Annotated in this window: 20 protein-coding genes and 4 tRNA genes; 19 read left to right on the forward strand and 5 right to left on the reverse strand. The window is 38.5% G+C overall.

Annotation, left to right across the window (positions count from 1 at the left end):
* Nucleotides 1-47 precede the first annotated feature (47 nt).
* Both H4J52_RS02750 and H4J52_RS02755 read right to left on the reverse strand, forming a co-directional pair.
* A complete protein-coding gene (locus tag H4J52_RS02750) occupies nucleotides 48-839 on the reverse strand; it encodes an outer membrane lipoprotein-sorting protein (RefSeq protein ID WP_182181468.1) in 792 nt (263 codons plus the stop codon).
* Nucleotides 840-848: 9 nt separating this feature from the next.
* Nucleotides 849-3,428: an RND family transporter gene (locus H4J52_RS02755; protein ID WP_259367806.1), complete on the reverse strand. Its 2,580-nt coding sequence runs from the start codon at nucleotides 3,426-3,428 to the stop codon at nucleotides 849-851.
* Nucleotides 3,429-3,544: 116 nt separating this feature from the next.
* Between H4J52_RS02755 and H4J52_RS02760 the strand changes: the two genes are divergently transcribed.
* The gene (locus H4J52_RS02760) at nucleotides 3,545-3,853 is read left to right on the forward strand and encodes a metalloregulator ArsR/SmtB family transcription factor (RefSeq protein ID WP_220460101.1); all 309 of its coding nucleotides are present in this window, start codon (nucleotides 3,545-3,547) and stop codon (nucleotides 3,851-3,853) included.
* Between the two features lie 61 nt (nucleotides 3,854-3,914).
* Here H4J52_RS02760 and H4J52_RS02765 read toward each other — a convergent pair whose 3' ends face one another.
* Both H4J52_RS02765 and H4J52_RS02770 read right to left on the reverse strand, forming a co-directional pair.
* Nucleotides 3,915-5,033: a beta-ketoacyl-ACP synthase III gene (locus tag H4J52_RS02765; protein ID WP_182181467.1), complete on the reverse strand. Its 1,119-nt coding sequence runs from the start codon at nucleotides 5,031-5,033 to the stop codon at nucleotides 3,915-3,917.
* A gap of 104 nt (nucleotides 5,034-5,137) precedes the next feature.
* Nucleotides 5,138-6,142 carry a GlxA family transcriptional regulator gene (locus H4J52_RS02770; protein ID WP_182181466.1) on the reverse strand — a complete coding sequence of 335 codons (1,005 nt, stop codon included), beginning with the start codon at nucleotides 6,140-6,142 and terminating at the stop codon, nucleotides 5,138-5,140.
* 126 nt (nucleotides 6,143-6,268) lie between these two features.
* Here H4J52_RS02770 and H4J52_RS02775 point away from each other — a divergent pair, with 126 nt between their 5' ends.
* On the forward strand, nucleotides 6,269-8,170 hold the full coding sequence (locus H4J52_RS02775; RefSeq protein ID WP_182181465.1) for a beta-ketoacyl synthase: 1,902 nt from the start codon (nucleotides 6,269-6,271) through the stop codon (nucleotides 8,168-8,170).
* A 309-nt stretch (nucleotides 8,171-8,479) separates the two neighbouring features.
* Here H4J52_RS02775 and argE read toward each other — a convergent pair whose 3' ends face one another.
* The gene (gene argE, locus H4J52_RS02780) at nucleotides 8,480-9,628 is read right to left on the reverse strand and encodes an acetylornithine deacetylase (protein ID WP_182181464.1); all 1,149 of its coding nucleotides are present in this window, start codon (nucleotides 9,626-9,628) and stop codon (nucleotides 8,480-8,482) included.
* A gap of 185 nt (nucleotides 9,629-9,813) precedes the next feature.
* On the opposite strand from argE, the gene argC reads away from it, so the two are divergent.
* From argC to H4J52_RS02865, 17 genes are all read left to right on the forward strand, one after another.
* Nucleotides 9,814-10,848 (forward strand): N-acetyl-gamma-glutamyl-phosphate reductase, encoded by a 1,035-nt coding sequence (gene argC / locus H4J52_RS02785; protein WP_182181463.1) that lies wholly within the window; start codon nucleotides 9,814-9,816, stop codon nucleotides 10,846-10,848.
* On the forward strand, nucleotides 10,848-11,654 hold the full coding sequence (argB, locus tag H4J52_RS02790) for an acetylglutamate kinase (protein WP_259366712.1): 807 nt from the start codon (nucleotides 10,848-10,850) through the stop codon (nucleotides 11,652-11,654). Before argC ends, argB begins: the two co-directional genes overlap by 1 nt.
* A gap of 50 nt (nucleotides 11,655-11,704) precedes the next feature.
* Complete coding sequence (locus H4J52_RS02795) at nucleotides 11,705-12,649, forward strand: ornithine carbamoyltransferase (RefSeq protein ID WP_182181462.1); 945 nt, start codon at nucleotides 11,705-11,707, stop codon at nucleotides 12,647-12,649.
* Between the two features lie 77 nt (nucleotides 12,650-12,726).
* The gene (locus H4J52_RS02800) at nucleotides 12,727-13,989 is read left to right on the forward strand and encodes an argininosuccinate synthase (RefSeq protein ID WP_182181461.1); all 1,263 of its coding nucleotides are present in this window, start codon (nucleotides 12,727-12,729) and stop codon (nucleotides 13,987-13,989) included.
* 2 nt (nucleotides 13,990-13,991) lie between these two features.
* Nucleotides 13,992-15,935 (forward strand): argininosuccinate lyase, encoded by a 1,944-nt coding sequence (gene argH / locus H4J52_RS02805; protein ID WP_182181460.1) that lies wholly within the window; start codon nucleotides 13,992-13,994, stop codon nucleotides 15,933-15,935.
* 113 nt (nucleotides 15,936-16,048) lie between these two features.
* A complete protein-coding gene (gene argA / locus H4J52_RS02810) occupies nucleotides 16,049-17,359 on the forward strand; it encodes an amino-acid N-acetyltransferase (RefSeq protein ID WP_182181459.1) in 1,311 nt (436 codons plus the stop codon).
* A 415-nt stretch (nucleotides 17,360-17,774) separates the two neighbouring features.
* Nucleotides 17,775-18,944: an outer membrane beta-barrel protein gene (locus H4J52_RS02815; RefSeq protein ID WP_182224179.1), complete on the forward strand. Its 1,170-nt coding sequence runs from the start codon at nucleotides 17,775-17,777 to the stop codon at nucleotides 18,942-18,944.
* 15 nt (nucleotides 18,945-18,959) lie between these two features.
* Nucleotides 18,960-19,475, forward strand: coding sequence for a polysaccharide biosynthesis/export family protein (locus H4J52_RS02820; RefSeq protein ID WP_182181457.1), 516 nt, complete (start codon nucleotides 18,960-18,962; stop codon nucleotides 19,473-19,475).
* A 79-nt stretch (nucleotides 19,476-19,554) separates the two neighbouring features.
* On the forward strand, nucleotides 19,555-21,720 hold the full coding sequence (locus H4J52_RS02825) for a polysaccharide biosynthesis tyrosine autokinase (RefSeq protein WP_182181456.1): 2,166 nt from the start codon (nucleotides 19,555-19,557) through the stop codon (nucleotides 21,718-21,720).
* An 89-nt stretch (nucleotides 21,721-21,809) separates the two neighbouring features.
* Nucleotides 21,810-22,835: a UDP-N-acetylmuramate dehydrogenase gene (gene murB / locus H4J52_RS02830; RefSeq protein WP_182181455.1), complete on the forward strand. Its 1,026-nt coding sequence runs from the start codon at nucleotides 21,810-21,812 to the stop codon at nucleotides 22,833-22,835.
* A 2-nt stretch (nucleotides 22,836-22,837) separates the two neighbouring features.
* Nucleotides 22,838-23,845 (forward strand): bifunctional biotin--[acetyl-CoA-carboxylase] ligase/biotin operon repressor BirA, encoded by a 1,008-nt coding sequence (birA, locus tag H4J52_RS02835; RefSeq protein WP_182181454.1) that lies wholly within the window; start codon nucleotides 22,838-22,840, stop codon nucleotides 23,843-23,845.
* A complete protein-coding gene (locus H4J52_RS02840; protein WP_182181453.1) occupies nucleotides 23,842-24,558 on the forward strand; it encodes a type III pantothenate kinase in 717 nt (238 codons plus the stop codon). The genes birA and H4J52_RS02840 overlap by 4 nt, the downstream gene beginning before the upstream one ends.
* Before the next feature lie 153 nt (nucleotides 24,559-24,711).
* Nucleotides 24,712-24,787: transfer RNA gene (locus tag H4J52_RS02845), tRNA-Thr, on the forward strand.
* A gap of 25 nt (nucleotides 24,788-24,812) precedes the next feature.
* Nucleotides 24,813-24,897, forward strand: a tRNA-Tyr gene (locus H4J52_RS02850).
* Between the two features lie 24 nt (nucleotides 24,898-24,921).
* Nucleotides 24,922-24,995 (forward strand) — tRNA-Gly (locus tag H4J52_RS02855).
* A 13-nt stretch (nucleotides 24,996-25,008) separates the two neighbouring features.
* Nucleotides 25,009-25,084 (forward strand) — tRNA-Thr (locus H4J52_RS02860).
* Nucleotides 25,085-25,151: 67 nt separating this feature from the next.
* A partial coding sequence (locus tag H4J52_RS02865; RefSeq protein ID WP_259366696.1) for a GTP-binding protein occupies nucleotides 25,152-25,450 on the forward strand: 299 nt, incomplete at its 3' end.

Below are 25,450 nucleotides of genomic sequence, written 5' to 3' on the forward strand. Positions count from 1 at the left end.
ACGATAAGCGTGTCCATGTTTGGTGATAATTAAGTGCATTTTTTATCTTAATCTAACCATGCCTTTGGCGGATTACGTAAACTACGTTCAGAAAAAATATCATCAGGTAAGCCGACATTATATTTTACGTTTCGAAATTGCATTTCAGTATAACTGCCATCGTTATGTTGGGTTATTTTTGAATGCATGACCGTGGCAAAACCATCAATAATTTCAGTTTTTAATACTTCAAGTGAGCGTGATTTTTTACCTTGGCTGTTATAAAAATCAACGTGCATAGGTAAAAAGGTACGCTTATCAATGTTAACCATATAGTGCTCGAACTCAACACTGTTTGGATCTTTAGGTTGAGCTTTAAGGGTATAAAACTTATCGTCAGTTTTTAGTAAAGTAAAGTTGTCTTCTGCAGGATTTCTACCTGAGACATCTTCATAAAAAAAATGCGCGCCGACAAAAGAGGTACGTTTATCACCAGCTGAAATCCGTTTAACTAAATCTAGTGCTGGTAAATATAGCCAGCGGTCATCATCGCTTGCTACTTTTTTTACCACCCTAAATACTGTGCCTTGGACATCAGTAGGGCGAGAGAAAAACACCAAAATATCTTGGTTACCTAAATCTGCTTGGTCTTTACGCAAGATAGTAAATTGTCGCATCTGTTTATTACCCTGCGCATCAACAATAATCATTCTCGCTTGAGCACTGCCGTCGTCTGCAGAATAATATGAGGCTAAATTTGCTTTAGTTATAATATCATTGGCGTTTGTTAAGTCGCCCGCATGGGTCATAAAACTTAAAATAGCCCCAGCAATAATGAAAAGAGTTGATAAATATTTCATTTGTATATCCTATGAATGTTTATTTTTTAAGGGATGCTTGCCAGCAAAAAGTGTCATTAACGCGGGTAGTAACATCAGAGTAACTAATGCTGAGAGCGCCATAATACTTGCCAGAAAAAATCCAACCGTAATATAAGGTATTAGAGGCGAAAGTAATAAAGGCGTAAAGCCAATCGCAATTACAATAGCATTGCGTGAAATTGCGCGACTTGGCTCTTGGAACATCGCCGATAATGCCAGCGCTAAACTGCCCAGTTCTTTCTCTAACTCTCGTGCACGTTGTAAAAAGTGAATGGCAAAATCGATTGAAAGCCCTAAAGTCAGGGCTGACAAAACCGCGATAGGCATATCGTAATCTTTACCTATCCAGCCAATTAACCCGTAGATCATTGAAATGGTAAGTGTTAGCGGTAGCATGGCTAAAATACCGTATTTTAATGAACGAAAGAGTACAACCATCATTAAGAAAACGATGACAAACGATGATAATAAACTGTCGATCATACCGTTCACCATTGCGTCTTGCCAAACGATGTTTAAGTAAGACTTACCCGCCCATTGATAACTAATATCTTTTGGCATCGGATGTTTGGTAATGTAGGCCTCGGTCCAGTTAACGACTTTGGTAGTATGTTGATTATCACCACTGATCATTTGCAGCCATAATAAACTTTGCTGATAATCTTTGGTGACAAAATGCCATAAGTCTTGCGGACGATGCGACGACTGATATTGCAGTAATGTTTGTGCAACACCGTTACTCGATTCAGGCAGGGCAAAGTCTTTATCTTCGCCTGAGAAGAGCTCACGATTTACTGTTTTGACAATATCAGCTAAACCATTACTTTTGCCTACTAAGCCAGTTGTCAATAGTGCTTGCTGGAAGTCGCTTTGCCACTTTAATAGATCAGGGTCGAGAAATACTTTGTTTTCGTTAAAAGCAGTATCGGTAATATTAACTAACTGTTCTAGTATTAGCTGTTCTTCATCGTTAGCTGAAAAGGCTAAATCATCTAATAAAACTAATAAGTTCTGATTAATAAATGAATCTTGCCCAGTCGATTTAACGTCAGCTATAAAGGCATTAATTTGCTTTGCGCTAGTTAAATTTATATCAAGGGTCGCTAGTACTTTTTTGAAATTACTCACCGCAGCACTATTTTCACGGTTGTTATTTCTAAAGACTAGCCAAGCATCATAAGTGCCAGCAAAATGTGCATTGAGTACTTTGTCCGCTATTCTAATTTCGTGATCAGCTTTAAACCAGTTGACGGGGTTATCATTAATTTCAATACGGCTAACACCTTCAATGCTGATTAAAAATAATGCAACAAAGCCCATAAGAATCAGTTTGGTTTTTTGAGTCGCAAATCTGCCAAGGCTTTCTAATGCATTGGCTAAACGGCCTTTTTGTTCTGTACGTAAAATAGCGTCGTGTAATTTGGCTAACGTTTTGGGTTTTAAACTAGAAATATAAGCAGGAATGTAAATAATAGTCAGTGCGAAGGCTAATAAAATACCTGTGCCAATAAAAGCGCCAAATACTTTAACAGGTGGAATAGGGGTTAGCATTAATGAATAAAAACCAATGGCAGAGGTGATTGAAGTATAAAGCATAGGAGTGTATAAGTGCTTCATTACACCCTTAACTACGTCGCCTGCATCATCACCTGTTTTATATTTTTCCGCAAACTCTGAGAGAATATGTACCGAGTCAACGACCGCTATTGGCATTAAGAATATGGCAATCATCGATGACATTATATGAACAGTAAAGCCCATACCAATCAGTGAACCCATAACGATAATCACCGTTGCCATAGCGACCACCATCGGCGCAATAATTAACGGAAAATTACGGAAAAAGTACCAAAGTAAAACAAAAATAGCTAATCCCGCTAATGGTGCAGCAACGCCCATTTGTACAAACATCTCATAGCCAAATTGGTCTTCAGCGACAGGTAAGCCGGTAATATGAAAATCTACATTAGCCACTAGTTCGGCAGGGAAACTTTTGCTAATAGTACGAATTTGCTCGGCGATATTATAACTCATGTCTTTGGCTTGAATGGGCACATAAATCGCAATGGCTTTGTTATCACCAGAAACTAACGTGTTGTTAAGCATGGGTAAACGTTTAACTGCTTGCTGAATTTCCAAGCTGCCTTCGAGAGAAGATGGTGCTTGTTTCATTAAATATTCAAAACGTATACCACTATTTTTACCTTGGCTGTCTTTTTCTTGAGTAATGTTATCAACGACACTCAGTGATAATAAATCTTGTGCTATGACTCCTTCAATCTGCAAAACTTTTGTTGATAACTGCTCAACAACTTGCAGTGAATTAGGCGTAAAAATATTATTTTTACTGACAATACCAACGACGATCATATCGCGCATTTGAAAGTCAGCTTTTGTTTGGTTATGAAAAATACGCGCTGGAGCATCACGACTCAACATATTTTCAGGGTCAGTATCTATTTTCAGGTTTGGCATCATCGCCAGACTTATTGCCACCATCAGTAATACTACGGTGTAAACAAGTTTAGGTTTCTCAACCGCGATTTGTAGGAGTCTGGTGTAATTCAAAAGGGATCCTTAACTGAAAATTGTATATTAGACAAGCGTAATGTACTTTTATATTAGCACTATCTAATGTAATATCAATCAATATTTACTTTCTGCTGACAATAAAGACTTAGATAATGAATAATGAAACTCAAATAAACATAGCTGAAATGCGTGGCAATGCGACTCAAGCCGCAGAGTTATTGAAAGCGATGAGTAATGAAAATAGACTATTGATACTTTGCTATTTAGGAGAGAAAGAAATGTCGGTGTCAGAGCTTAATGGCTTTATTGATTTAAGCCAGTCGAGTTTATCGCAGCATTTAGCCCGATTGAGAAAAGATGGTTTGGTAAAGACTCGCCGAGAATCACAAACGATTTACTATACAATTGCGCATCCATCGATAGTAAAGTTAATCACTTTTTTACACAGTGAATTTTGTTAATAAGCTTAGTAAAAGCTCAAATCAGTAAGGTTTTCTTCAGTGATTTGAGCATGTCGCTTGATTAAAGATGCTCTATAACAAGACAACCCGCCGAATAACCCGCACCAAAAGAACAAATGAGTGCTTTATCGCCCGCTATCATATCGTCATGATTTAAGTGAAAAGCAATAATAGAACCTGCTGAAGCCGTATTAGCAAACTTGTCTAAAATAATGGGTGCTTCATTACCTATCGGGTCGCGGCCCAATACTTTTTTCGCCACAAAGTTATTCATGTTGATATTGGCTTGATGTAAAAATAACCTTTTTAAATCTTTAGCTTCAACATTTGCAGCTTCCATTTGCTCCGTAATTAATTGCGAAACCATTGGCAGTACTTCTTTAAATACTTTTCGCCCTTGCTGAACAAACATTTTATCGTTATCAAGCATTGTTTCAGGGTCACATTTATTTGTATGGCCAAAGTTACTGCGAATATTATTAGAGAAGGTGGTGATGGGTTTTTTTGTTAAGATTTTAAAGCAATGATCAGCAGTGGCGGTTGCTTGTTTTTCAATAACAATAGCGGTCGCAACATCCCCAAAAATAAAATGGCTGTCTCGATCGCGTAAATTAATTTGTGGAAAGTTAAGCTCAGGATTAATCACTAATACGGTTTTGGCTGTGTCGCCACATAAAGCATTTGAGGCATTCATAATACCGAATGTTGCTGATGAACAAGCAACAAGCATATCGTATGCCCAGCCTTTACAGCCCAATGCTTGTTGTACTTCAATCGCTATTGCAGGGTAAGCGCGTTGTGTATATGAACAAGCAACAATAATTAAGTCGATATCGTCTGCTGTTTTATTGGCTGCTGCCATCGCTTGTCTCGCTGCGCCTACCGCCATTTCAGCTTGTGCTGATAATTGCTCATCACTGCGCTGAGGGATAAGTGGCATCATCGTTTTAGGATCAAGTGCGCCATCTTTATACATAACATAGCGACTTTTAATACCTGATGCTTTTTCAATAAACTCACTTGAAGAAGGTTTTAAAGCCGTTAACTGTTCATTGTTAATCGCTTCTTCATTTTCGGCGTTGTAATTTTCAACATATTGATTAAATGCTGTGACTAATTCGTCATTTGAAATACTGTGTGGCGGGGTGAATAGACCGGTACCACTGATCACGATTGACATGTATTGACTCCATTTATAATTTTTTTCTAGTGGTCGTACCATGGGTCTTATTCCATAAAAGTACAAGCACTTCAGTGTTTTTAATTGATGTATTGTTTATTATATTACATAAAAAGTTTTTTTCTCACCATCGCGCGATAATCTCTTGGCGTAAGTGTTAATTGTTTCTTAAAAAGCCTTGTTAGTTGGCCTTGGTCTTGGTAACCGACTTGAAACGCTATTTCTTGTATTGATAAATTACTTGATGACAACAAATCTTTCACCGTTTCAACCCTCACCTTTTGCCAATAATGAGAAGCGCTAACTCCTGTCGCATTCTTAAATCGTCGGCTAAACGTTCTCTCGCTAATCTCAAATTGTAAGGCAATTTCAGAGAGGGTTAATGTTGATGAGAGATTGGTTCGCATCCAAAATTGAATTTGAGTGATCAATTCATCAGGGTGGCGATCAACCGCTCCTTCTAAATATCGCTGCTCTTCATAAGGTTTTCTAATTTCATGAGAAAAATTACGCTCTACGTGCTGAGCGGCTGGTTCACCATAAGTTTGATGAATAACATGCACGGTAATATCAGCTAAGGCATTTAAGCTCGCCGCACAATAAATACGTTCAGACTGCGTGATAAAAAAGTCAGGTTTGAGTTCTACTTTCGGATAATTTCGTTTGAATTGCTCAACATAATGCCAGTGTGTTGTTGCTGGGTGTTGATCAAGTAAGCCCGACTCGGCAATAAAACAAACCCCAGTGCCTCCACCAATCAGTGTCGAACCTTGTTGCCACATATCATTGAGCCAATTGACCACTTTGGGGTGCTTTTTAATTAATGGACGAGGGTTGCGCCAAAGACTCGGTATAAAAATATAATCAGGGCATTGTGCATGTTCAATATCTACATCTGGATAAAGCTTAATAAGAGCTCTTGTACGTACAGGAGCTAGATTTTCACTGACCATTTCTATATTAAGTTTAGGTGAACGCCTATTTTCTCTGCGCGCAAAAGCTTCTCCAGCCCTGAGCATCTCAATAGGTAAACTTACACTAGTTGCTAGCATATGATCATATAAAACTAAGGCAATATTTACCGTTTTACGAGCTATCTTTAGTGGCATATCAGTAACTTTCGTGATTTTTGGCTGTTATTGTATTATTTATGGCTGATAACAACAATTAATTATTAACGTTTCTTTTTACACTAACGATAAGAATTACGACTCATGTATTTAAGAGAATTATAAATGACTGCTTTACCTATTATTGTTGGCATGGGCGGCGTAAATGCTGCCGGCCGCACCTCCTTTCATCAAGGTTTTCGTCGTATTGTTATCGACAAATTAACAGCAGAAGCGCGTCAAGAAACTTTTGTTGGCCTAGCCACGCTGATGAATATTTTAACTTTCCAAGACGGTCAGTTACTTGATGCTGAGGGTAATAGCGTTGCATTAAACACAGTAGAAGCACGTTTTGGCCAGCAAATTCTAGATGGTACACTTATCCGTAAAATTGAAAGTAATCACTTTGACCCTGACGCAACGCATTGCCATACGCATATGCTTGCGACACCAAGCGCTGATAACATTACTTTTGAAATTAAAGAAAAAGAATTACCCAAACCTTTGCCACGCTCTTGGAAAATAACACCGTTAGTAGATAAACGTGTCAAAGTTGAAATTACGGATAATTTAGAGATTAAACATAGTAGTTATCGTGACAACCCAATTAAGGCCGCAGGACAATTACCTACCGGTTTTGAACCGTCCACTTTATATAATAGCCGCTATCAGCCGCGTGGTTTACAAACCACTATTTTTGGCGCGGCAGATGCTATTCATTCAACAGGTTTTAGCTGGGATGAAATTTTAGAAAAAGTAAGTCCTGATCATGTGGGAACTTATTCATCTTCAGCTTTTGGTCAAATGCAATCAGAAGGGTTGGGTGGTATGTTGCAAAACCGTCTTCATGGCGATCGTGTAACCACTAAAAATTTAGCGTTAGGTCTAAATACCATGTCGGCTGACTTCATTAATGGCTATGTTACTGGCAGTGTTGGTACTACCTCAACCTCGACTGGCGCTTGTGCGAGTTTTCTTTATAACTTACGTAACGCGATTCAAGACATTAAGTCAGGTCGTGTACGTGTTGCTATTGTAGGCAGTAGCGAAAGTCCAATAACACCAGAAATTATTGAAGGTTTTGGCAACATGAGTGCCTTGGCGAATGAAGAAGGTTTGAAAAAACTTGATGGCATTACACAAGGGCAAGCCGATCACCGTAATACCAGTCGTCCATTTGGTGAAAACTGTGGTTTTACTATTGGTGAAGCCGCACACTTCTTAGTTATTATGGATGATAAGTTAGCGATTGAATTAGGGGCTAAGCCTTTGGGCTCTGTTGCCGATGTCTTCATTAATGCTGACGGTATTAAAAAATCTATTACCGCTCCTGGTCCTGGTAATTATATTACTATGGCGAAATCAGTGGCACTCGCAAAAAGCATTTTAGGTGATGAATCAGTACAGAAACGCAGCTTTATACTGGCTCATGGTTCAAGTACGCCACAAAATCGCGTAACAGAATCGTTAATTTATCATCGTTTAGCGGAAACATTTGATATTCATCATTGGCCAGTTGCTGCGCCAAAAGCTTTTGTTGGTCATACTATTGCTCCTGCAAGTGGCGATCAAATCACTATGGCTTTAGGTGTTTTTGCCCATAATATTATGCCGGGTATTACAACGATTAACGCCGTTGCTGACGATGTTTATAATGAACGTTTAAACATCGCACTTGATCACTGGCAGTGTGAAGCCATGGATGTTGCCTTTATTAATTCGAAAGGTTTTGGTGGCAACAATGCAACAGCCACCTTACTTTCACCAGATGTAACTCTTTCAATGCTGAAAAAACGTTATAGTATTGAAGATATAGCAAGTTACCAAGAAAAGTTGTCAGCGGTTGAAGCGAAGCAAAAAGTCTATCAAGAGAAGGCGAATAACGGACAATTTGAATTAATATATAAATTTGGTAAGGGTGTTTTAGGCGATGACGATATTGAAATTAATTGCGATAACATCTCTATGACAGGTTTTACCAATAGCATTGCTTTACCAAAAGAAAATCCGTTTGAGGATATGACTTAATTATTAACAGGCTTTTGCTAAGTCTTTAATCGCTCACTCATAAGTTAGACAATAAAATGCAAAGCGACAAAGCTTTGCTTTTTTATGTTCAGGATGAACGGTATGTCACGGTGCCATGGATGGCAAAGAGTGGTGATGTTCAGGATGAACGGTATGTCACGGTGCCATGAATGGCAAAGAGTGGTGATGTTCAGGATGGCCTTTCTCAGACATCCTGTCTTCCAAGGCATGAGTGCATCCCTGCAGGTCAAGGTATGTTGTGATCTCGCAAGTATCATAGAGCGACGATGTACTATTTTTAAATAATCCCTATAAACAATAACGCTGAATCATTTTTGTTAATATAACTTCAGTTTTATCAATTTCACTATGCGCTAAAAACTCATTGGGTTGATGAGCCTGGTCAATAGAACCTGGGCCTAAAACAATAGTTTGACAGCCAAGCTGTTGAATAAAAGGTGCTTCAGTCGCATAATTTACCGCGCAACATGAGTGACCACTTATTTCTTCAGCTATTGTTACTAACCCACTGCTTTGGTTTTGTTCAAAACTGGGGGAGCTAGGGTCTAATTCATTAAACGAAACTCGGTGAGGATATTTTTCAGCAAGCGGCTTTAGGGCTTCGCTGAGCAATTGAATCAGTTCGCTGTCAGTCATCCCCGGCAGTGCTCGCATATCAATATCTAACTCGCAGTGACCGCAAATTCTATTGGCATTATCGCCACCATGTATTGCGCCTAAATTCAGCGTTGGCTCTTTTACATCAAAGGCTTGATTACTATAATTGTGAGCCAATTTTTCTTTGAGCTGCATTAATTGGCCAATCACCTGATACATAATTTCTATAGCATTAACGCCTAAACTTGGTTTACTTGAGTGCCCTGATTGACCTTGAATAGTTATGCGATGTGACATATGCCCTTTATGCATGATGACAGGGACCAAATTTGTTGGCTCACCAATAATGGCAACATCTGGTTTTATCTGTTGGTTTTGGGTGAAAAAACGCGCGCCTGCCATAGTGGTTTCTTCATCTGCAGTGGCTAAAATATAAAGCGGTTTTTTGAGTTGTTTCGCTGATAACCCTTTACAAACTTGTAAAATAAAGGCAAAAAAACCTTTCATGTCACAAGTACCTAAACCATAAAATTTATTATCTTTGTCGACGACTTTCAGTGGGTCTGACTGCCAACGATTTTCATCAAAAGGTACGGTGTCACTATGACCTGCGAGTAATAATCCTCCTTCTCCGCTGCCAAGTTTTGCTAATAAGTTATATTTTTTACGGGTTGCGGGTACGGCTTGAATCTCAATACTAAAACCGAGCTGTTCAAACCACGTCGCTAGCAGTTGAATTACGGCTAAATTTCCTTGATCCCAACTTGCTTGTGTTGAACTAATCGAAGCACTGGCAATAAGTTGCGTTAATGAATGGGTAAAGTTTGGTAAATTTTTCATAAGAGCTCACGATTAGAAATAAGAATAAATAAATATCATGGGTAGTTATGCTTATTTGTTGCATAACAAGTCATCAGGTGTTATTTTCTAATTCTAGTGTAAATAACCTAATAAAAGAAGCCTATTGAAGATTATTTATTTTCTCTCGCTACTTAGGTTGATTAAAAATTAATAGATGAGGTTGTATGAAAGTCGCGGTTATTGGAGCAAGTGGATATGTGGGCGCTGAACTGATTAATTTATTGTCTGCGCACGACAAAATTTCCCTTGAGTATTTACTGGTATCAGAAAAAAGTAGCTCGGCAGATATGACCTTTTCGCAATTACATCCGCGTTACTTAGGTGTCTGTGATTTACCTTTAGTGTGCTTCTCACCACGTTGGTTTGATAAAACAGCACAAGAACTTGATGCGGTATTCTTTGCGACACCACATGAGTTTAGTGCCGACTGGGCGCAAGCTTTTGTTGAAAAAGGTGTGAAGGTTTTTGATCTTTCAGGCGGGTTTCGCCTCAAAAAGAGTGCAGATTATCCAACCTTTTATGGTTTTGAACATAAAAACTTATCGGCACTGGCTCAAGCAAAGTACGGTTTAGCCGAATGGCAGCAAGAAGATATTGCGAGTACGCAATTAGTTGCTGTGCCGGGCTGTTATCCAACTGCAAGCTTATTATCACTAAAGCCTATTACGTCTAATAAGTATCATCTTGAAAATTCACTTATTGTTGTTAATGGGATTAGTGGTGTTAGTGGCGCGGGAAGAAAAGCCTCATTAGCGACAAGTTTTTATGAAGTGAGTTTAACTCCTTATAATATTTTACAGCATCGGCATCAACCTGAAATAAGCCAAGAAGCGAATGCACAGGTTATTTTTAATCCGCATCTTGCGCCTTATAAAAGAGGCTTAATGGCGACGGTAACCTTGCAAATTAAGGCCGGTGTTACGACCAAACAAATTGATGAAGCCTTTGCTTGTGCATATCAAGATGAACCCTTGGTACGTTTAACAGGGACTTGGCCCAAAATAGACAATGTGGCTAACACACCGTTTGCCGATGTCCATTGGCAAGTCGATGAAGAAAAGCATGTGGTTGTGGTCAGTTGTGCTATTGATAATTTACTAAAAGGTGCGGCTTCACAGGCGGTGCAATGTGCAAATATTTCTTTGGGCTTACCCAGTGAATATAGTTTGCTAAATAATGTAACCTTGGGAAAATGTTAATGACTATGCCAATAAATACGTTAATCAGTAATAAGACTAACAAGCCGTTAGTGATTAAAATTGGTGGCGCCATTCTTGAAAAAAAAGATGCACTCACTGATTTATTAAAAATTATCGCGTTATTAAAAAATCAGGCGGTTGTTTTAGTGCATGGTGGTGGTTGTGTTGTTGATGAAATGCTCAGTCAATCTGGTTTTACCACAGAAAAAAAACACGGTTTACGTGTTACACCTAAAGACCAAATGCCAATTATTGCTGGCGCGTTGGCTGGTAGTGTTAATAAAGCGATTGTTGCTACGGCGGCAAGCTTGAATATGCAGGCGGTCGGCTTGTCGCTTGTCGATGGCGATATGGTTACTTGTCTTTTAAGTGCCAAAAACCTCGGTATGGTTGGAGTACCACATGCTAATAACAGTAAATTACTTGATACCTTGCTAAGCGCAAACTTTTTACCCGTTGTCTCTTCTATTGGCTCATTAGCTAGTGGTGAATTAGTGAATGTGAATGCTGATGATGCGGCTGTCGCGATTTGCCAGCTATTAAATGCCGAGTTGTTACTGTTAACCGATGTTAATGGCGTAAAAGATGCGAGTGGCGAATATATGGCTTCGCTGAGTAAAACTCAAGCTAATACATTAATCGAGCAGGGGGTCATTGCTGGCGGTATGACCGCTAAAGTCAATGCAGCTTTTCAGGCAGCAAGTCAATTACGACGAAGTATCGCGGTTGCTAGTTGGCAATCGCCTGAACAAATTATCAACTTACTAAAAGGGGATGCAATAGGTACGCGCATTCAACCTCATTAGCCCTCTTTAAGTTATGTTTACTTTAATTACTTTTTCGGATAACACGCATTATGTCAAAAGCAACGTCACCAGTAGCAAAATTAGAAAATTTTTTAGCCGATGATCAACTGACTAAAACACAAATAACCGATCTTATTTCTTTAGCGATAAATATTAAAAATTATCCTAGCGATTACAGTCAAGCTTTAGCAGGTAAATCTGTTGCGATGATTTTTGAAAAACCCTCATTAAGAACGCACGTTAGTTTTGATATGGGGATTAACAAATTAGGCGGCCATGCGCTATATTTAGGCCAGCAAAATGGCAAGCTAGGTGAGCGTGAAAGAGTCAGCGATTATGCTAAAAATCTTTCTTGTTATGCTGACGCTATTGTTGCGCGTGTTTTTGAAAACAGTGCTATTGAAGGCTTAGCCAAGTACGCAAGTGTACCGGTGATTAACGCACTTTGTGATATTTATCACCCGTGCCAAGCGTTAGCTGATTTTGTTACCTTGCAAGAAAACTTTGCCGATTTGTCAAAAGTTAAACTAGCTTATGTAGGTGATGGTAATAACGTTTCAAATTCGTTGATGTTTATGGCGGCAATAGTCGGGATTGATTTTACTTTGGTTTGTCCTGAAGGGCATGCGCCAGAGGAAAGCTTGTTGAATAAAGCCAAAACTTTTGCTAAAGAGTCAGGGGGTAAGTTAGTACTTACCTCAAGTGTTGCAAACTTAGGGCAGCAAGATGTTATTTATACCGATACATGGGTATCAATGGGTGATGAAAATGCCGGTAAAAAAGTGGCACTTTTAGAAACGTTTGCGCCGTATCAAGTTAACCATCAAATGATGAAAAATAGTGGTGCAAGTATTGTTATGCACTGCCAACCCGCACATTTAGGGGAAGAGATAACCGCCGCACTTTTTGACAGCGAAATGTCGGTGGTTTTCCAAGAAGCAGAAAATAGAATGTGGGCACAAAATGCCGTACTCGTTACGTTATTAGCTAAATAATTCAGTAAAAAACATTAGGTCAGCTGCTGAAATATATTCAGCATAACCATTTATCAAGATTAAGTAGGAACAAGGCAATGGCTTTAGCAACAAAGAAACAAATCAAAAAAGTAGTATTAGCTTATTCTGGCGGATTAGATACTTCAGCTATCATTCCATGGTTAAAAGAAAATTATGACAATTGTGAAGTGATCGCATTCTGTGCTGATGTGGGTCAAGGCGACGAAGAGCTTAAAGGTATTAAAGAAAAAGCTATCGCCTCTGGTGCCTCTGAATGCTACGTGGCAGATCTTAAAGAAGAATATGTTAAAGAATATATTTACCCTATTTTGAAAACAGGGGCGGTTTACGAAGGCCAATATTTACTAGGTACGTCAATGGCACGCCCTATTATTGCTAAAGCACATATAGAAGTGGCACTTAAGGTGGGTGCTGATGCGGTTTGTCATGGTTGTACCGGTAAAGGTAACGACCAAGTGCGTTTTGAATCTTGTTTTGCCGCGCTTGCTCCAGAGTTAACTGTTATTGCGCCATGGCGTGAGTGGGATATGGTTTCGCGTGAAGACTTACTTGATTATTTAGCCGAGCGTGATATTCCATGTGCAGCATCACTGGATAAAATTTATAGTCGTGACGCTAATGCTTGGCATATTTCTCATGAGGGTGGTGAATTAGAAGACCCTTGGTGTGAGCCATCAAAAGAAGTCTGGACCATGACAGTTGATCCAATGGATGCACCGGACATCCCTGAAAAAGTACAATTAAGTTTTGCTGACGGTGAGCTCGTTGCTATTGATGGTAAAGATTTTTCACCAAAAGGTGCCGGCGCTTATCAAGCGCTAATGTATTTAAATGCTAAAGGTGCGGCTCATGGTGTTGGCAGAATTGATATTGTCGAAAATCGTTTGGTCGGCATGAAGTCTCGTGGTTGTTATGAAACACCCGGCGGCACTATTTTAATGGCGGCTTATAAAGGTTTAGAAACGCTTATTCTTGACAAAGAGTCACTTAAATATCGTGAATCAGTCGGTCTTGAGTTTTCACATGTCATTTATGATGGTCGTTGGTTTACCCCGCTTGCTAAAGCTCAATTGGCTTCAGCAGCCTCTTTTGCTGAAAAACTGACGGGTGATGTAGTTGTTAAGTTATATAAAGGGATGGCGCAAGTTATTCAACGTCGTTCACCTAATTCTTTATATTCTGAAGCCTTCGCGACTTTTGGAGCTGACGATGTTTACGACCAAAAACATGCAGAAGGTTTTATTCGCCTCTTTAGTTTATCAAGCCGGATCACCGCACTTTCGCAAAAAGACACTGTGTTAAAGAACAAGGATAAATAGTCATGGCTTTATGGGGCGGACGTTTTAAAGAAAAAGCGAGTTTACAATTTAAAAAATTTAATGACTCTTTACCCGTAGATTACCGCATGGCAGTACAAGATATTGTCGGTTCAATGGCTTGGGCACAGGCAATTCATGAGGTAGGGGTAATAAACGACGGTGAGCTGGTTCGTTTAACGGGTGCATTACAAGAATTAAAAACCTCGGTAGAAAAAAATCCTAAGCAAATCCTGTTGTCTGATGCTGAAGATATTCATAGTTGGGTAGAGATCCAGCTTATTGAAAAGACCGGAGACTTAGGTAAAAAGCTTCATACGGGACGCAGTCGTAATGATCAAGTAGCGACTGACTTAAAGCTTTGGTGTAAAGAAAAAGGAGGCGATTTACTCTTCGCCCTAGTGAATCTACAACAAGCGATGATGAACCTAGCTGAACGTGAAAAAGATACCGTGTTACCGGGCTATACTCATTTACAAAGAGCGCAGCCAATAACTTTTGGCCATTGGTGCTTAGCGTATGTAGAAATGTTTAATCGTGATATTGGACGTTTAAAAGATGCGCTTTATCGTTTAGATGTTTCGCCATTGGGCTCAGGTGCTTTAGCGGGTACTGCGTATCCTATTGATAGAAACGCACTGGCTAATCGTTTAGGTTTTAGAACGGCAACGATGAATAGTCTTGATGCTGTTTCTGACCGAGACCACGTTATTGAGTTACTGGCTTCAGCAAGTATCTCAATGATGCATTTGTCACGTTTTGCAGAAGATTTAATTTTCTACAATTCAGGAGAAGCAGGGTTCGTAGAAATGAGTGATCTAGTGAGTTCTGGTTCGTCATTAATGCCACAAAAGAAAAATCCTGATGCCTGTGAATTAATTCGTGGTAAGTCAGGGCGTGTTTTTGGCGCTTTAACGGGGATGTTAACCACGATGAAAGCGTTAGCACTTGCCTACAATAAAGATATGCAAGAAGACAAAGAAGGTTTATTTGATTCGCTTGATACTTGGCAAGAATGTATGGAAATGGCAGTGCTCGTTGCGGATGGTTTGAAAGTAAACCGTTCACGAACATTAGCTGCAGCGCAACAAGGTTATGCCAATGCCACTGAGCTTGCCGACTATCTAGTTGGTAAAGATATTCCGTTTCGTGAAGCACACCATATTGTCGGTGAAGTTGTGCTAGCAGCTATTGATAAAGGTGTACCTTTAGAAGACTTAACCATAAGCCAACTTCAAGAATTCAGTGAGAGAATTGAGCAAGATGTTTATCAGCACCTTTCGATTGAATCAACGCTTAATAAACGTGAAGCACTGGGGGGGACTTCTCGTTCTCAAGTTAAAAAAGCGCTGGCGACGACCCAGTCTGGCAATGAAGCCATTTTAAATGAGCAGGTTGTTGGTGCGCCCGGTAAGCAAAGAATTCAAGTCGCACTTAAACAGGTCAAGCAGCGACTAAACGCTCAGCGAGCTGCGGCTATGTCAGTTCGTCGAGCGAGAATGTCAGATGTGGACAGAATTTATCAACTAACCAACTTTTGGGCAGATAAAGGTGAAATATTGCCACGGTCACGTGACAATATTATTCATGACATTCAAAATTTTGTTGTCGCCGAACTTGACGGTAATGTTGTTGGTACTGCATCGCTTTATATCTATCAAACAGGTTTAGCTGAAATACGCTCAGTTGTCGTACAAGGTAGTGAGCAGCAGCAAGGTCAAGGTAAAGCACTTGTGCAATATTTGTTAGAGTTCGCTTATCAAATGGAATTAGAACAAATTATTGTTTTAACTTATATTCCACAATACTTTCAGTCGCTTGGCTTTAACTTAATTGATAAAAATTCACTTGCAGATAATATTATTGAAGACAGTGAACCTAGTCCGCATAAAGACCCGGCAGACGAAGTTGCGATGGCATACATACTGAGTCTGCCTCAACAGGCATAATGTTAGTCGCCATTTAAAATGATTGAGGTGAAGCATTCACTTTAGCAATGATACTTAGCGGCTCCGCTGCTGAGTATAAATAACAGGTCTTCATAACTTAGAAAAAGGACAGCATGAATAATAACGAACAAAATTATGTTAAATGGTTTAGAAATGCCGCGCCCTATATTAATGCACACCGAGGAAAAACAGTTGTGCTTATGTTCGGCGGTGAAGCTGTGCTTCATCCAAACTTTGCCAATATTATTCATGATATTGCCTTGTTGCGTAGTTTGGGCGTTAAGTTAGTGTTAGTTCATGGTGCTAGGCCACAAATTGAAGAACGTATGGAACAGCGTAACATTAGGCGTAATATCGAAAATAATATTAGAGTGACCGATGCTGAAACACTTATTGCTGTTAAAGATGCGACGGGATCAATGCGACTACATATTGAAGCTTTGTTAACGATGGGTTTAGTTAATTCGCCAATGCATGGCTCACAAATTCGTGTTAGCACCGGTAATTTTGTTATTGCTAAACCCATTGGCGTGCTCAATGGCGTTGATTATAAGTATACGGGCAGTGTAAGAAAAATTGACGCTGTTGGTATTAACACCCAGCTTGACTATGGCTCAATAGTATTATTGTCACCTATTGGCTACTCTTCTACAGGGGAAGTCTTTAATTTAGCACTTGAAGATGTTGCTACCAAAACGGCACTCGCGCTTAAAGCCGATAAGTTAATTACTTTTACGAAAGACGATGGCTTAATTGATGAATCGGGTGAGCTTATTCGTAGTTGTAGTGTACGGCGAGTAAAAACTTTATTGGATGATAAGGATTGTCATGTCCGCCAGTTATTATTAAGAGCAATTATTCAAAGTGGTGAGAATGGTGTAGAGCGTTGCCATTGTGTTAGTTACCAGAGCGATACCGCTTTGTTACAAGAATTATTTACTCGTGATGGTGCAGGGACATTAATCGCAAAGGATCATAAAGAAGAAGTTTGTACGGCAAGTATTGATGATGTAGGGGGGATTTTAGAGCTGATTGCCCCTTTAGAAGAAGAAGGCATTCTGGTAAAGCGTTCTCGGGAATTGCTTGAAATTGAAATTGATCGCTTCACCGTTATCAAAAAAGAAGATGTTATTATCGCTTGTGCTGCATTATATCCTTATCAAGAGGCTAGTTCAGGAGAGATAGCTTGTGTGGCTATTCATCCTGATTATCGTAATGGCAACCGGGGAGAACACTTGATGGAGGCTTTGGAAGGTAAAGCCCATGAGCTTAACTTAATATCTTTATTCGTCTTAACAACCGTGAGTGGTCATTGGTTTCGTGAGCAAGGTTTTATTGAGAGTTCAATGGACGATTTACCTGAAGGTAAAAAACAGATGTATAACTTCCAACGCAAATCTAAGGTGCTGATAAAATATATATAGTCAAAAAGTAAAGTCAAAAGACATTACTTTTTGGGGGGAATGTTGAATGTTGAGACAAATCAATAGAATAGTCTTCTCCATGCTAAATTTAAACAACTCATTCGACTGTTGATTTGCAGATAACGGTTAACGGGTAGGGCTAATTAGATGTATTCGTATGCGCTAAACATTAAGATGATAGAATAAAAAATGTCGCTTTTAAAAACAGCATTTTTTGTTTTAGTCTGCACAGTAGATACTTTTTTTTGCTTATCTGTACAATAAAGTGCTTGTTTATGAACTTTTATTCATCATAATAAGAGACTAATGTAACAGAAATGTTTCATCTTCTTTACTTTTAGGGCATATTGTTTATGCGATAATCACTTGTTTGTAAGGCTTACTATTTTCAATGGTCATATTTAGACTTTTATTCATGTCCTTAATTTTTTTATGTACTATTTTATTGACTTCTTTTACGCTGAGAGCCCAGAATGATTTTTTTCTTGAAAGCGGTAATAAATTTACAGTAAAGCTATTTTCTGAATATGGTCAAATAAGTAACTTCCTTCATCAAAATAAAGATGAAGAGAGTACTCGTTATATTAAAATTGAACCTTCAGTTTTTATTCAAACGCAATTATCTCGTCATTTAATCCAATTAGAAGCAAACATTAGTCATTATCAATTTAGTGAGTTTGGTGAAGATGACCATAGTAACTTATCTTTTAAACCAAAATATTTCTTTAAATTTGACCACAATAAAACATTATTTGCAGATTTTAAATTACAAGAAGAATATGAATACCGTGGTACGGGGTTATCTTTAGGCAATGCTACGTCGCTAACAACTGGAGACGATAAAAAAAGAGTTGCCACAAATATTGGCTACTTATATGGTCAAATTGATTCAGTAGCTAAATTAAAACTCTCAATCGGCCAAGAAGACTTTCGTTATAAAACTAGGCGCATAAAAAATCAGGCACTTGACCGTGTTGATCATAAAGCCAATGTTAGCGTTGATTATTTACTGTCGGAGAAAACATATTTTGCCGTCGACTTAACTTATATTCAATCAGATTTTCAACATGATAAACCGTTAAATAAAGATGAATATGCCTTATTAGTAGGAATGAAGTGGCAATCGACAGCAATTACCCAACTGCAAGCATTAGTTGGTTATCAAAGACTCTTTTTTGAAGACCAACACCTTGCCGGCGATAATAGCTTTAAGTGGCGATTTGATATGAATTGGCAACCGACCCTCTTTAGTAACATTAACATCAACACGCAACGAGATTATGAAACAGCGAACCGAATTACAGAGCGTTACCGAGTTGTTGACAGCACGAATTTGAAAGTCACTCATCAATTTACCGATTATTTTCAGACATCAGTCGCTATAGGATATAAACAAGAAGAGATCATTTACCTTGATCAAACCAATAACGAAGATTATTTGTATTCAGCGCTGAAATTTAATTATCAACGAAATGATTGGCTAACTTTGTTTGTTGGATTCACTTTTACCGATCTAGAGGCAAGTGACGATAACCTGAACAATCAGCGTAATAGCTTATCATTAGGTTTTAGTGTTATTATTTAATATTGGATGAAAAATATGCGTTTTGGGGCTTTATTAACTATTTTAATGTTTTGCAGCTTTGTTTGTGGCGCAAGCGATTACTTACTTGGTCCGGGCGATAAATTGCATATTGTCGTTTATGGCGAAAATGACTTAACAACCGATGTAAAAATTGATAAATCAGGTGTTATCTCTTTTCCCTTTTTAGATGATATACAAGTGATTGGTTTATCGACAAAGAAATTAGAAAATGTTATAAGGGAAGGTTTGCTAGGGGATTATATCGTTGATCCACAAGTTTCAGTTTCCATTGCTACGTATCGACCATTTTTTATCCATGGACAAGTTCAGCGACCGGGTGGGTATCCTTATCAAGATGATCTCACGTTGGATAAAGCTATTGCAATAGCCGGGGGACTATCAAATAGAGCGTCAACTTCCCAGTGGAAAATATCTCGAATGGTGAATGGCGTTAAAGTGACAATAGAGGGGAATGTTGCTACGGCAATTCGCCCTGATGATATTATAAAAATAGAACAAAGTTTTTTCTAAAAAACACATGACAAAAGGATTTTAGACCAGTTTTATTGACTGTATTATATATGGTACTTGTAAATAATAATGAGCAGTAATGTTGAACGATAATAAAAGCATAAATTTTAGTGCCCCCAATCAGGAGGTTGCTTTAAAAGAAGTGTTAAGCCCTCTTTGGTCTCGGCGGTGGAAAATTGTATTCTTTACACTATTTATTTCATTAATAGTGGCCTTTTATGTCTCATTACTTAAACCCTCTTATAAAGCAACGGCCATTTTACAAATAGGCAGTAATAAACCGGCTAATACCTTATCAATAAATGACGCATTTAATGAGTCTAGTGCCAGTAAAGAGCAAGTTAAAACCCAATATGAATTATTAAAATCACGAAAGTTTGCTGAGCGTGTTATTGCTAGTTTAAATTTGGTCGAACATCAGGAATTTAATAGTGGTAAATATAATGACAACATTAGCTTTTTCTCTAATATCGGAAAGAGTAAAGTTAAGCCAACGGTTAACAGTTTAATTTCAGTATTTAAAAGCCGCTTAACTATTTCCCCTATTGCGAGTACCGAGCTGGTCAAGATTAGTTTTGTTGCCCACACGCCGAAATTAGCACAACAAGTGGCTAACCAAATTGGTTTTACTTACCTTCAATATCAAGATGAAATCCATAGCGCGTCGAAAGAATCAACATCGCAATGGCTGGTTGACCAACTTGAAGAATTAGGAAAAAAACTTGAAACCTCTGAAGAATCATTACAAGAATATCGTGAAAAAGAAGGTATTATTGATCTTTTAGGTGTTTCAGGCTTAGTCAATTCTGAATTAACCGAGTTAACATCTTCTGCGATTAGCGCTGAAAAAATCAAAGATGATTTAGAAGTCACTTATGAAAGTATTCAAAAACGTCGAAAAAATACCGCACAATTACTTGAACTTCAAGAAATTAGTAAGCAAAGTGATTTAGTGCAATTGCGGCGTGCCGATGAAAAGGCCGAACGAAAAATATTTGAACTCTCGAAGCGTTATGGGCCTAAACACCCAAAGCGTATTGCCGTTCAAGCCGAGCTTGAGTCATTACAAAAGCGTATTGTACAACTTGTTGATGAAATCGTTATTTCTATCGAAAAAGATTATTTGAATTCTTCTGAAAAAGTTAAAGCGACTGAAAATCGCTTGGCAATTGCCAAAGTTGATTATCTCCGCTTAAGTCGCTTACATAATAAATTCTCACAATTGCAGCGAGACGTAGATACGAATAAAGAACTTTATAATAATTACCTTGTCCGTTTAAAAGAGACGGATGCGATGGGGAATTATAAAGCAAATTTTTATGTACGATTTATAGATAAAGCGATTACTCCGCCTAATAAATTTGCTCCTAATAAAGCGTTGATGGTTATTATCAGTTTTATTTTATCATTTGCTATTATTTCAATAATTATAATTATGCGTGAGCTGTTAATGGATACGCTAAACTCGCGCCGTAAACTCGAAAACTTTACTGAAGCACCTATTCTGGCGATTTTGCCAAAGTTCCAAACATCAAGTACTGATAAGAAGAATGATCCCTACTATACGGATAATCGTTTTACCGAAGCAGTACGTACCTTAAGAACCTCTTTATTATTTAGTGGAGAAAGTAAGCCAGCTAAAGTGATTGCGATAACATCCTCTGTACCTAATGAAGGTAAGTCTACGGTCGCGCTTCATCTCGCTCGCTCGTTTAGTGAAATGGAAAAAGTCTTGCTTATTGAGGCTGATATGCGACATCCAACGGTGGCGAGAAATATGAATTTGAGTCCGCATCGTCCCGGATTATCAAACTTATTAGCAAAAACACATCAGATTAATGAATGTATTATTCGTGACAAAAATTTAAAGTTAGATATTTTAACCTCAGGTATTTCTCCTGCTAATCCGTTAGCTTTTTTATCTATGAAACGTTTTAATATGCTGATTAAAGTGTTTGGTAATTTTTATGATCGCATTATTATAGAGACTCCCCCGGTTAATGCAGTCAGTGATGCTGTCATTATTTCTAAACTAGTGGAAACGGTATTGTATGTGGTTCATGGTGAGAAAACTAAGCGAGAACAAATCACAACAGGTCTGCGTATGCTTAAGCAAGTAAATGCTCCAATAGGAGGTATTGTTATTAATCATAGTCAAAATATAGATTCTGATAAATATCAAAATAAGTATTACAACGAACGGACAAATAATATTGTTAAATTGCCGGTACGCAATCAAGGTTAATGCTCTTCTAGCTATTAAGTGCTTCCGCTTATTGAAAACTGGGGTAGAATAAGACAAAATTTTTACCAGCCTATACTTCTATTTATACTATGAAATCACAGCAAAAATTTTCCCTACAAAAAAATAACAGCTTTGCTGTAGACGCAACGACTCCCGTTATTTATTACCCAAAAGATGAGGAAGAACTACAATTACTAGCTAGTGTAACGCGCGGATGCTTTTATATTTTAGGGGAGGGTAGTAATACACTTTTTGTCGAAGACATTATGCCAGCGATTATTAAACCTGAATTTTTAGGCATTATTGTTCATGAGACAAAAGATTTTTATGAGGTGAATGCTGCGTGTGGTGAAAACTGGCATGATCTTGTTTGTTTTTGTATTAACCAAGGTATTAACGGTCTTGAAAATCTAGCCCTTATTCCTGGCAGTGTTGGTGCAGCTCCTGTGCAAAATATCGGCGCGTATGGCGTAGAAGTTGCGGACTTTATCGAGCGTGTTACTTGGTTTGATTTTACTGATAATAAATCTCATCAGTTCACTAAAACTCAGTGCAAGTTTAATTATCGACACAGTGTTTTTAAACAAGAGTTAAAAAATAAAGGTATTATCACTGATATTACTTTACGCTTCACAAAAAATTGGCAGGCAAAACTTAGTTATCAGGGGCTTAAGGAGTTACCTAAAGATTGCAGTGCTAAAGATATTATGCAGGCTGTCATTAAAATAAGAAACAGTAAATTGCCTGATCCAAATGTTATTCCCAATGCGGGGAGTTTTTTTAAAAACCCCGTGATCAGCGCAGAGCAGTTTCTGTTATTACAGCGTGATCATCCAGAAATCCCTCATTATCCACAAGATAACGGTAAGGTGAAATTAGCCGCAGGGTGGTTAATTGAAAAGTCAGCGTTGAAGGGATTTCAGATCAATGGTGCTGGGGTACATGATAAACAAGCGTTGGTACTTACCAATTTTGATTCAGCGAGAGGATGTGACATCAAAGATTTAGCTATTTATGTACAAAAAAAAGTTTTTGAACGTTTTGCAATATATCTTCAACCAGAAGTAAGAATACTTGGTGAGCAGGGCGAAGTGATTTTAGGAGGAATAAGCTAATCATGGCAAAAGCAATTCGTGAGCAGCTCATACAATATTTAGCCAATGGCCAGTTCGTCTCTGGGCAGTGGTTGGGCGAACAATTAGGCGTGAGTCGTGCAGCAATATCAAACCATATTACCTCCTTAATAGATATGGGCCTTGATATTTACAGCGTTACCGGAAAAGGCTATAAACTTTCTGAACCGTTAACCTTACTAAATGAAAAAAACATTCAACAAAAACTTAACGAACTGGGTCAAAGGAATAAAGTTGAAGTGCATAATATTATTGATTCGACAAACAGTTATTTATTGCGCCGTTTACCCAATCAAAATCATAATTTACAAGTCTGTTTAGCGGAATATCAAGATTCAGGTCGCGGCCGTCGTGGTAGAAAGTGGATCTCTCCTTTTGGTTCACACATATATATGTCAATGTATTGGCACCTAGAACAAGGTATAGCAACGGCAATGGGGCTAAGTGTTGTTTCAGCATTGGCAGTGAGCGATGCAATAAAAGTGCTTTATCAAATAGATGTACAGTTGAAGTGGCCAAATGATATTTACTTTGGTGGGGTTAAGCTCGCCGGTATTCTTATTGATTTAGAAGGGCAGGCACTTGAACCGTGTCATTGTGTAATAGGAATTGGTTTAAATATTAATATGCCACAAAAAAGTGCAGAAAAAGTTGACCAACCTTGGACAGATCTACAGCAAGCGATAACTAGCAGCAAGAGTAGCAAACAGCCCCCTCAAAAGACTATTGATCGAAATGAGCTAGCGGCCATGTTAATAACCAAGCTTTCTTTAAGGTTGCAACAGCACCAAAATGAAGGGCTGTTAACGATGGTAAGTGAATGGGCTAAGCAAGATTTTTATATGAATAAACCCGTCAGGTTAATCACGGGCGCTCGTGAGAAAAAAGGCATTTGTCGGGGTATTAATAATCAAGGCGGCTTGTTATTAGACGTTGATGGCCAAGTAGCTCCTGTATATGGTGGCGAAGTTAGCTTGAGGGGAGAGTCATGAGATTATTAGTCGATATTGGCAATACCCGCACTAAATATACTTTTGAACAGCAAGGTGTTTTATCAGAAGTGCAAAGTGAACGTAATGAAGTGATTAATGAAAAATGGCTAGCAAACATCACCCAATCAATACAAAAAATTATTGTCGCGAGCGTCAGTGAAGCTTATTTAGTTGATGTATTTTTAAAGTTTGCGGAACAACACAGTATTGAACTTTTGAATGTTAAAAGTGAAAGTGAACGATTTGGTGTTACCTCAGCTTATCAACAACCCGCAACGTTGGGTATTGACCGGTGGTTAACGTTACTTGCGGCTAACATTTTGTATAAGAATAAAAATATACTTATTATTGATGCAGGCACAGCAACTACTGTTGACTTACTCGACAATAATGGTGGCCATTTAGGCGGTTGGATTTTACCCGGTATTGATATTTTATTTAACAGTCTGCTCTCAAATACTTCGCAAGTGCTTGCTACTCAGGAACACCATACTAATGTTTCTTTTGGCCGTAATACTTCTGATTGCGTTAATAATGCTTGCTGGGCAGCAACACTTGGCTTTATTGAACAAGGCATCAAACAAGCGAACAAACAAGTTTCATTAGATAAAGTATTAATCACTGGCGGTAACGCAGAAAAATTAGGCGCTTTATTGACAACTAAACATCATATTATTAACGAGCTTGTTTTTCTCGGGATGCAAAGGTTTTAAGTCATTGACGCTTTCGTTATATCGATACATTGTGGTGACTTTCGACGCTAGGCGATTAAAAAAACATCAAAAGGTTAAAAACATGGTTTTATTTTGTTTTTACGCTTGCAAGGGACAAAACATTCCACTAGAATTCGCACCACTTAATGTAGTGCCGACTTAGCTCAGTTGGTAGAGCAACTGACTTGTAATCAGTAGGTCGCCAGTTCGACTCCGGCAGTCGGCACCATTAATAAAATTGTTGTAAAAGTATTGGAGGGGTTCCCGAGTGGCCAAAGGGATCAGATTGTAAATCTGACGGCTCAGCCTTCGGTGGTTCGAATCCACCTCCCTCCACCACTTTACAATGTTAAAGATAGAAAAGCGGACGTCGTATAGTGGTAATACCTTAGCCTTCCAAGCTAAAGCTGCGAGTTCGATTCTCGCCGTCCGCTCCATCTTTAAGTGATTGCTGATATGGCTCAGTTGGTAGAGCGCACCCTTGGTAAGGGTGAGGTCGGCAGTTCGAATCTGCCTATCAGCACCATTCCTTAAGATTTCTATCTAATTAAATTTATTTTATTTTTGTTAATTTATTTCAGAGGCATTACATAATGGCTAAAGCAAAATTTGAACGTTTAAAACCGCATGTAAACGTTGGTACTATCGGACACGTTGATCACGGTAAAACTACTTTAACAGCTGCTATCTCTGCAGTATTAACTAAAGTACACGGTGGTGAAGTTAAAGATTTCGCACAAATCGATAATGCTCCTGAAGAGCGTGAACGTGGTATTACAATCAATACTTCTCACATCGAGTACGATACAGAAGCTCGTCACTACGCACACGTAGATTGTCCTGGTCACGCCGATTACATCAAAAACATGATCACTGGTGCTGCACAAATGGA

The sequence above is a fragment of the Colwellia sp. MB02u-14 genome, from assembly GCF_014076915.1.
In the GTDB taxonomy this organism is placed as follows: domain Bacteria; phylum Pseudomonadota; class Gammaproteobacteria; order Enterobacterales; family Alteromonadaceae; genus Colwellia_A.

What these genes read in the sequence shown, in the direction of transcription:
- H4J52_RS02760 (WP_220460101.1), top strand. Translation starts at nt 3,545, where the DNA reads ATGAATAATGAAACTCAAATAAACATAGCTGAAATGCGTGGCAATGCG.
- argC (WP_182181463.1), top strand. Translation starts at nt 9,814, where the DNA reads ATGAAAGTCGCGGTTATTGGAGCAAGTGGATATGTGGGCGCTGAACTG.
- H4J52_RS02770 (WP_182181466.1), bottom strand. Translation starts at nt 6,142, where the DNA reads ATGCCACTAAAGATAGCTCGTAAAACGGTAAATATTGCCTTAGTTTTA.
- birA (WP_182181454.1), top strand. Translation starts at nt 22,838, where the DNA reads ATGGCAAAAGCAATTCGTGAGCAGCTCATACAATATTTAGCCAATGGC.
- H4J52_RS02765 (WP_182181467.1), bottom strand. Translation starts at nt 5,033, where the DNA reads ATGTCAATCGTGATCAGTGGTACCGGTCTATTCACCCCGCCACACAGT.
- argA (WP_182181459.1), top strand. Translation starts at nt 16,049, where the DNA reads ATGAATAATAACGAACAAAATTATGTTAAATGGTTTAGAAATGCCGCG.
- argE (WP_182181464.1), bottom strand. Translation starts at nt 9,628, where the DNA reads ATGAAAAATTTACCAAACTTTACCCATTCATTAACGCAACTTATTGCC.
- H4J52_RS02775 (WP_182181465.1), top strand. Translation starts at nt 6,269, where the DNA reads ATGACTGCTTTACCTATTATTGTTGGCATGGGCGGCGTAAATGCTGCC.
- H4J52_RS02795 (WP_182181462.1), top strand. Translation starts at nt 11,705, where the DNA reads ATGTCAAAAGCAACGTCACCAGTAGCAAAATTAGAAAATTTTTTAGCC.
- argH (WP_182181460.1), top strand. Translation starts at nt 13,992, where the DNA reads ATGGCTTTATGGGGCGGACGTTTTAAAGAAAAAGCGAGTTTACAATTT.
- argB (WP_259366712.1), top strand. Translation starts at nt 10,848, where the DNA reads ATGACTATGCCAATAAATACGTTAATCAGTAATAAGACTAACAAGCCG.
- murB (WP_182181455.1), top strand. Translation starts at nt 21,810, where the DNA reads ATGAAATCACAGCAAAAATTTTCCCTACAAAAAAATAACAGCTTTGCT.
- H4J52_RS02840 (WP_182181453.1), top strand. Translation starts at nt 23,842, where the DNA reads ATGAGATTATTAGTCGATATTGGCAATACCCGCACTAAATATACTTTT.
- H4J52_RS02750 (WP_182181468.1), bottom strand. Translation starts at nt 839, where the DNA reads ATGAAATATTTATCAACTCTTTTCATTATTGCTGGGGCTATTTTAAGT.
- H4J52_RS02800 (WP_182181461.1), top strand. Translation starts at nt 12,727, where the DNA reads ATGGCTTTAGCAACAAAGAAACAAATCAAAAAAGTAGTATTAGCTTAT.
- H4J52_RS02815 (WP_182224179.1), top strand. Translation starts at nt 17,775, where the DNA reads ATGTCCTTAATTTTTTTATGTACTATTTTATTGACTTCTTTTACGCTG.
- H4J52_RS02825 (WP_182181456.1), top strand. Translation starts at nt 19,555, where the DNA reads ATGTTGAACGATAATAAAAGCATAAATTTTAGTGCCCCCAATCAGGAG.
- H4J52_RS02820 (WP_182181457.1), top strand. Translation starts at nt 18,960, where the DNA reads ATGCGTTTTGGGGCTTTATTAACTATTTTAATGTTTTGCAGCTTTGTT.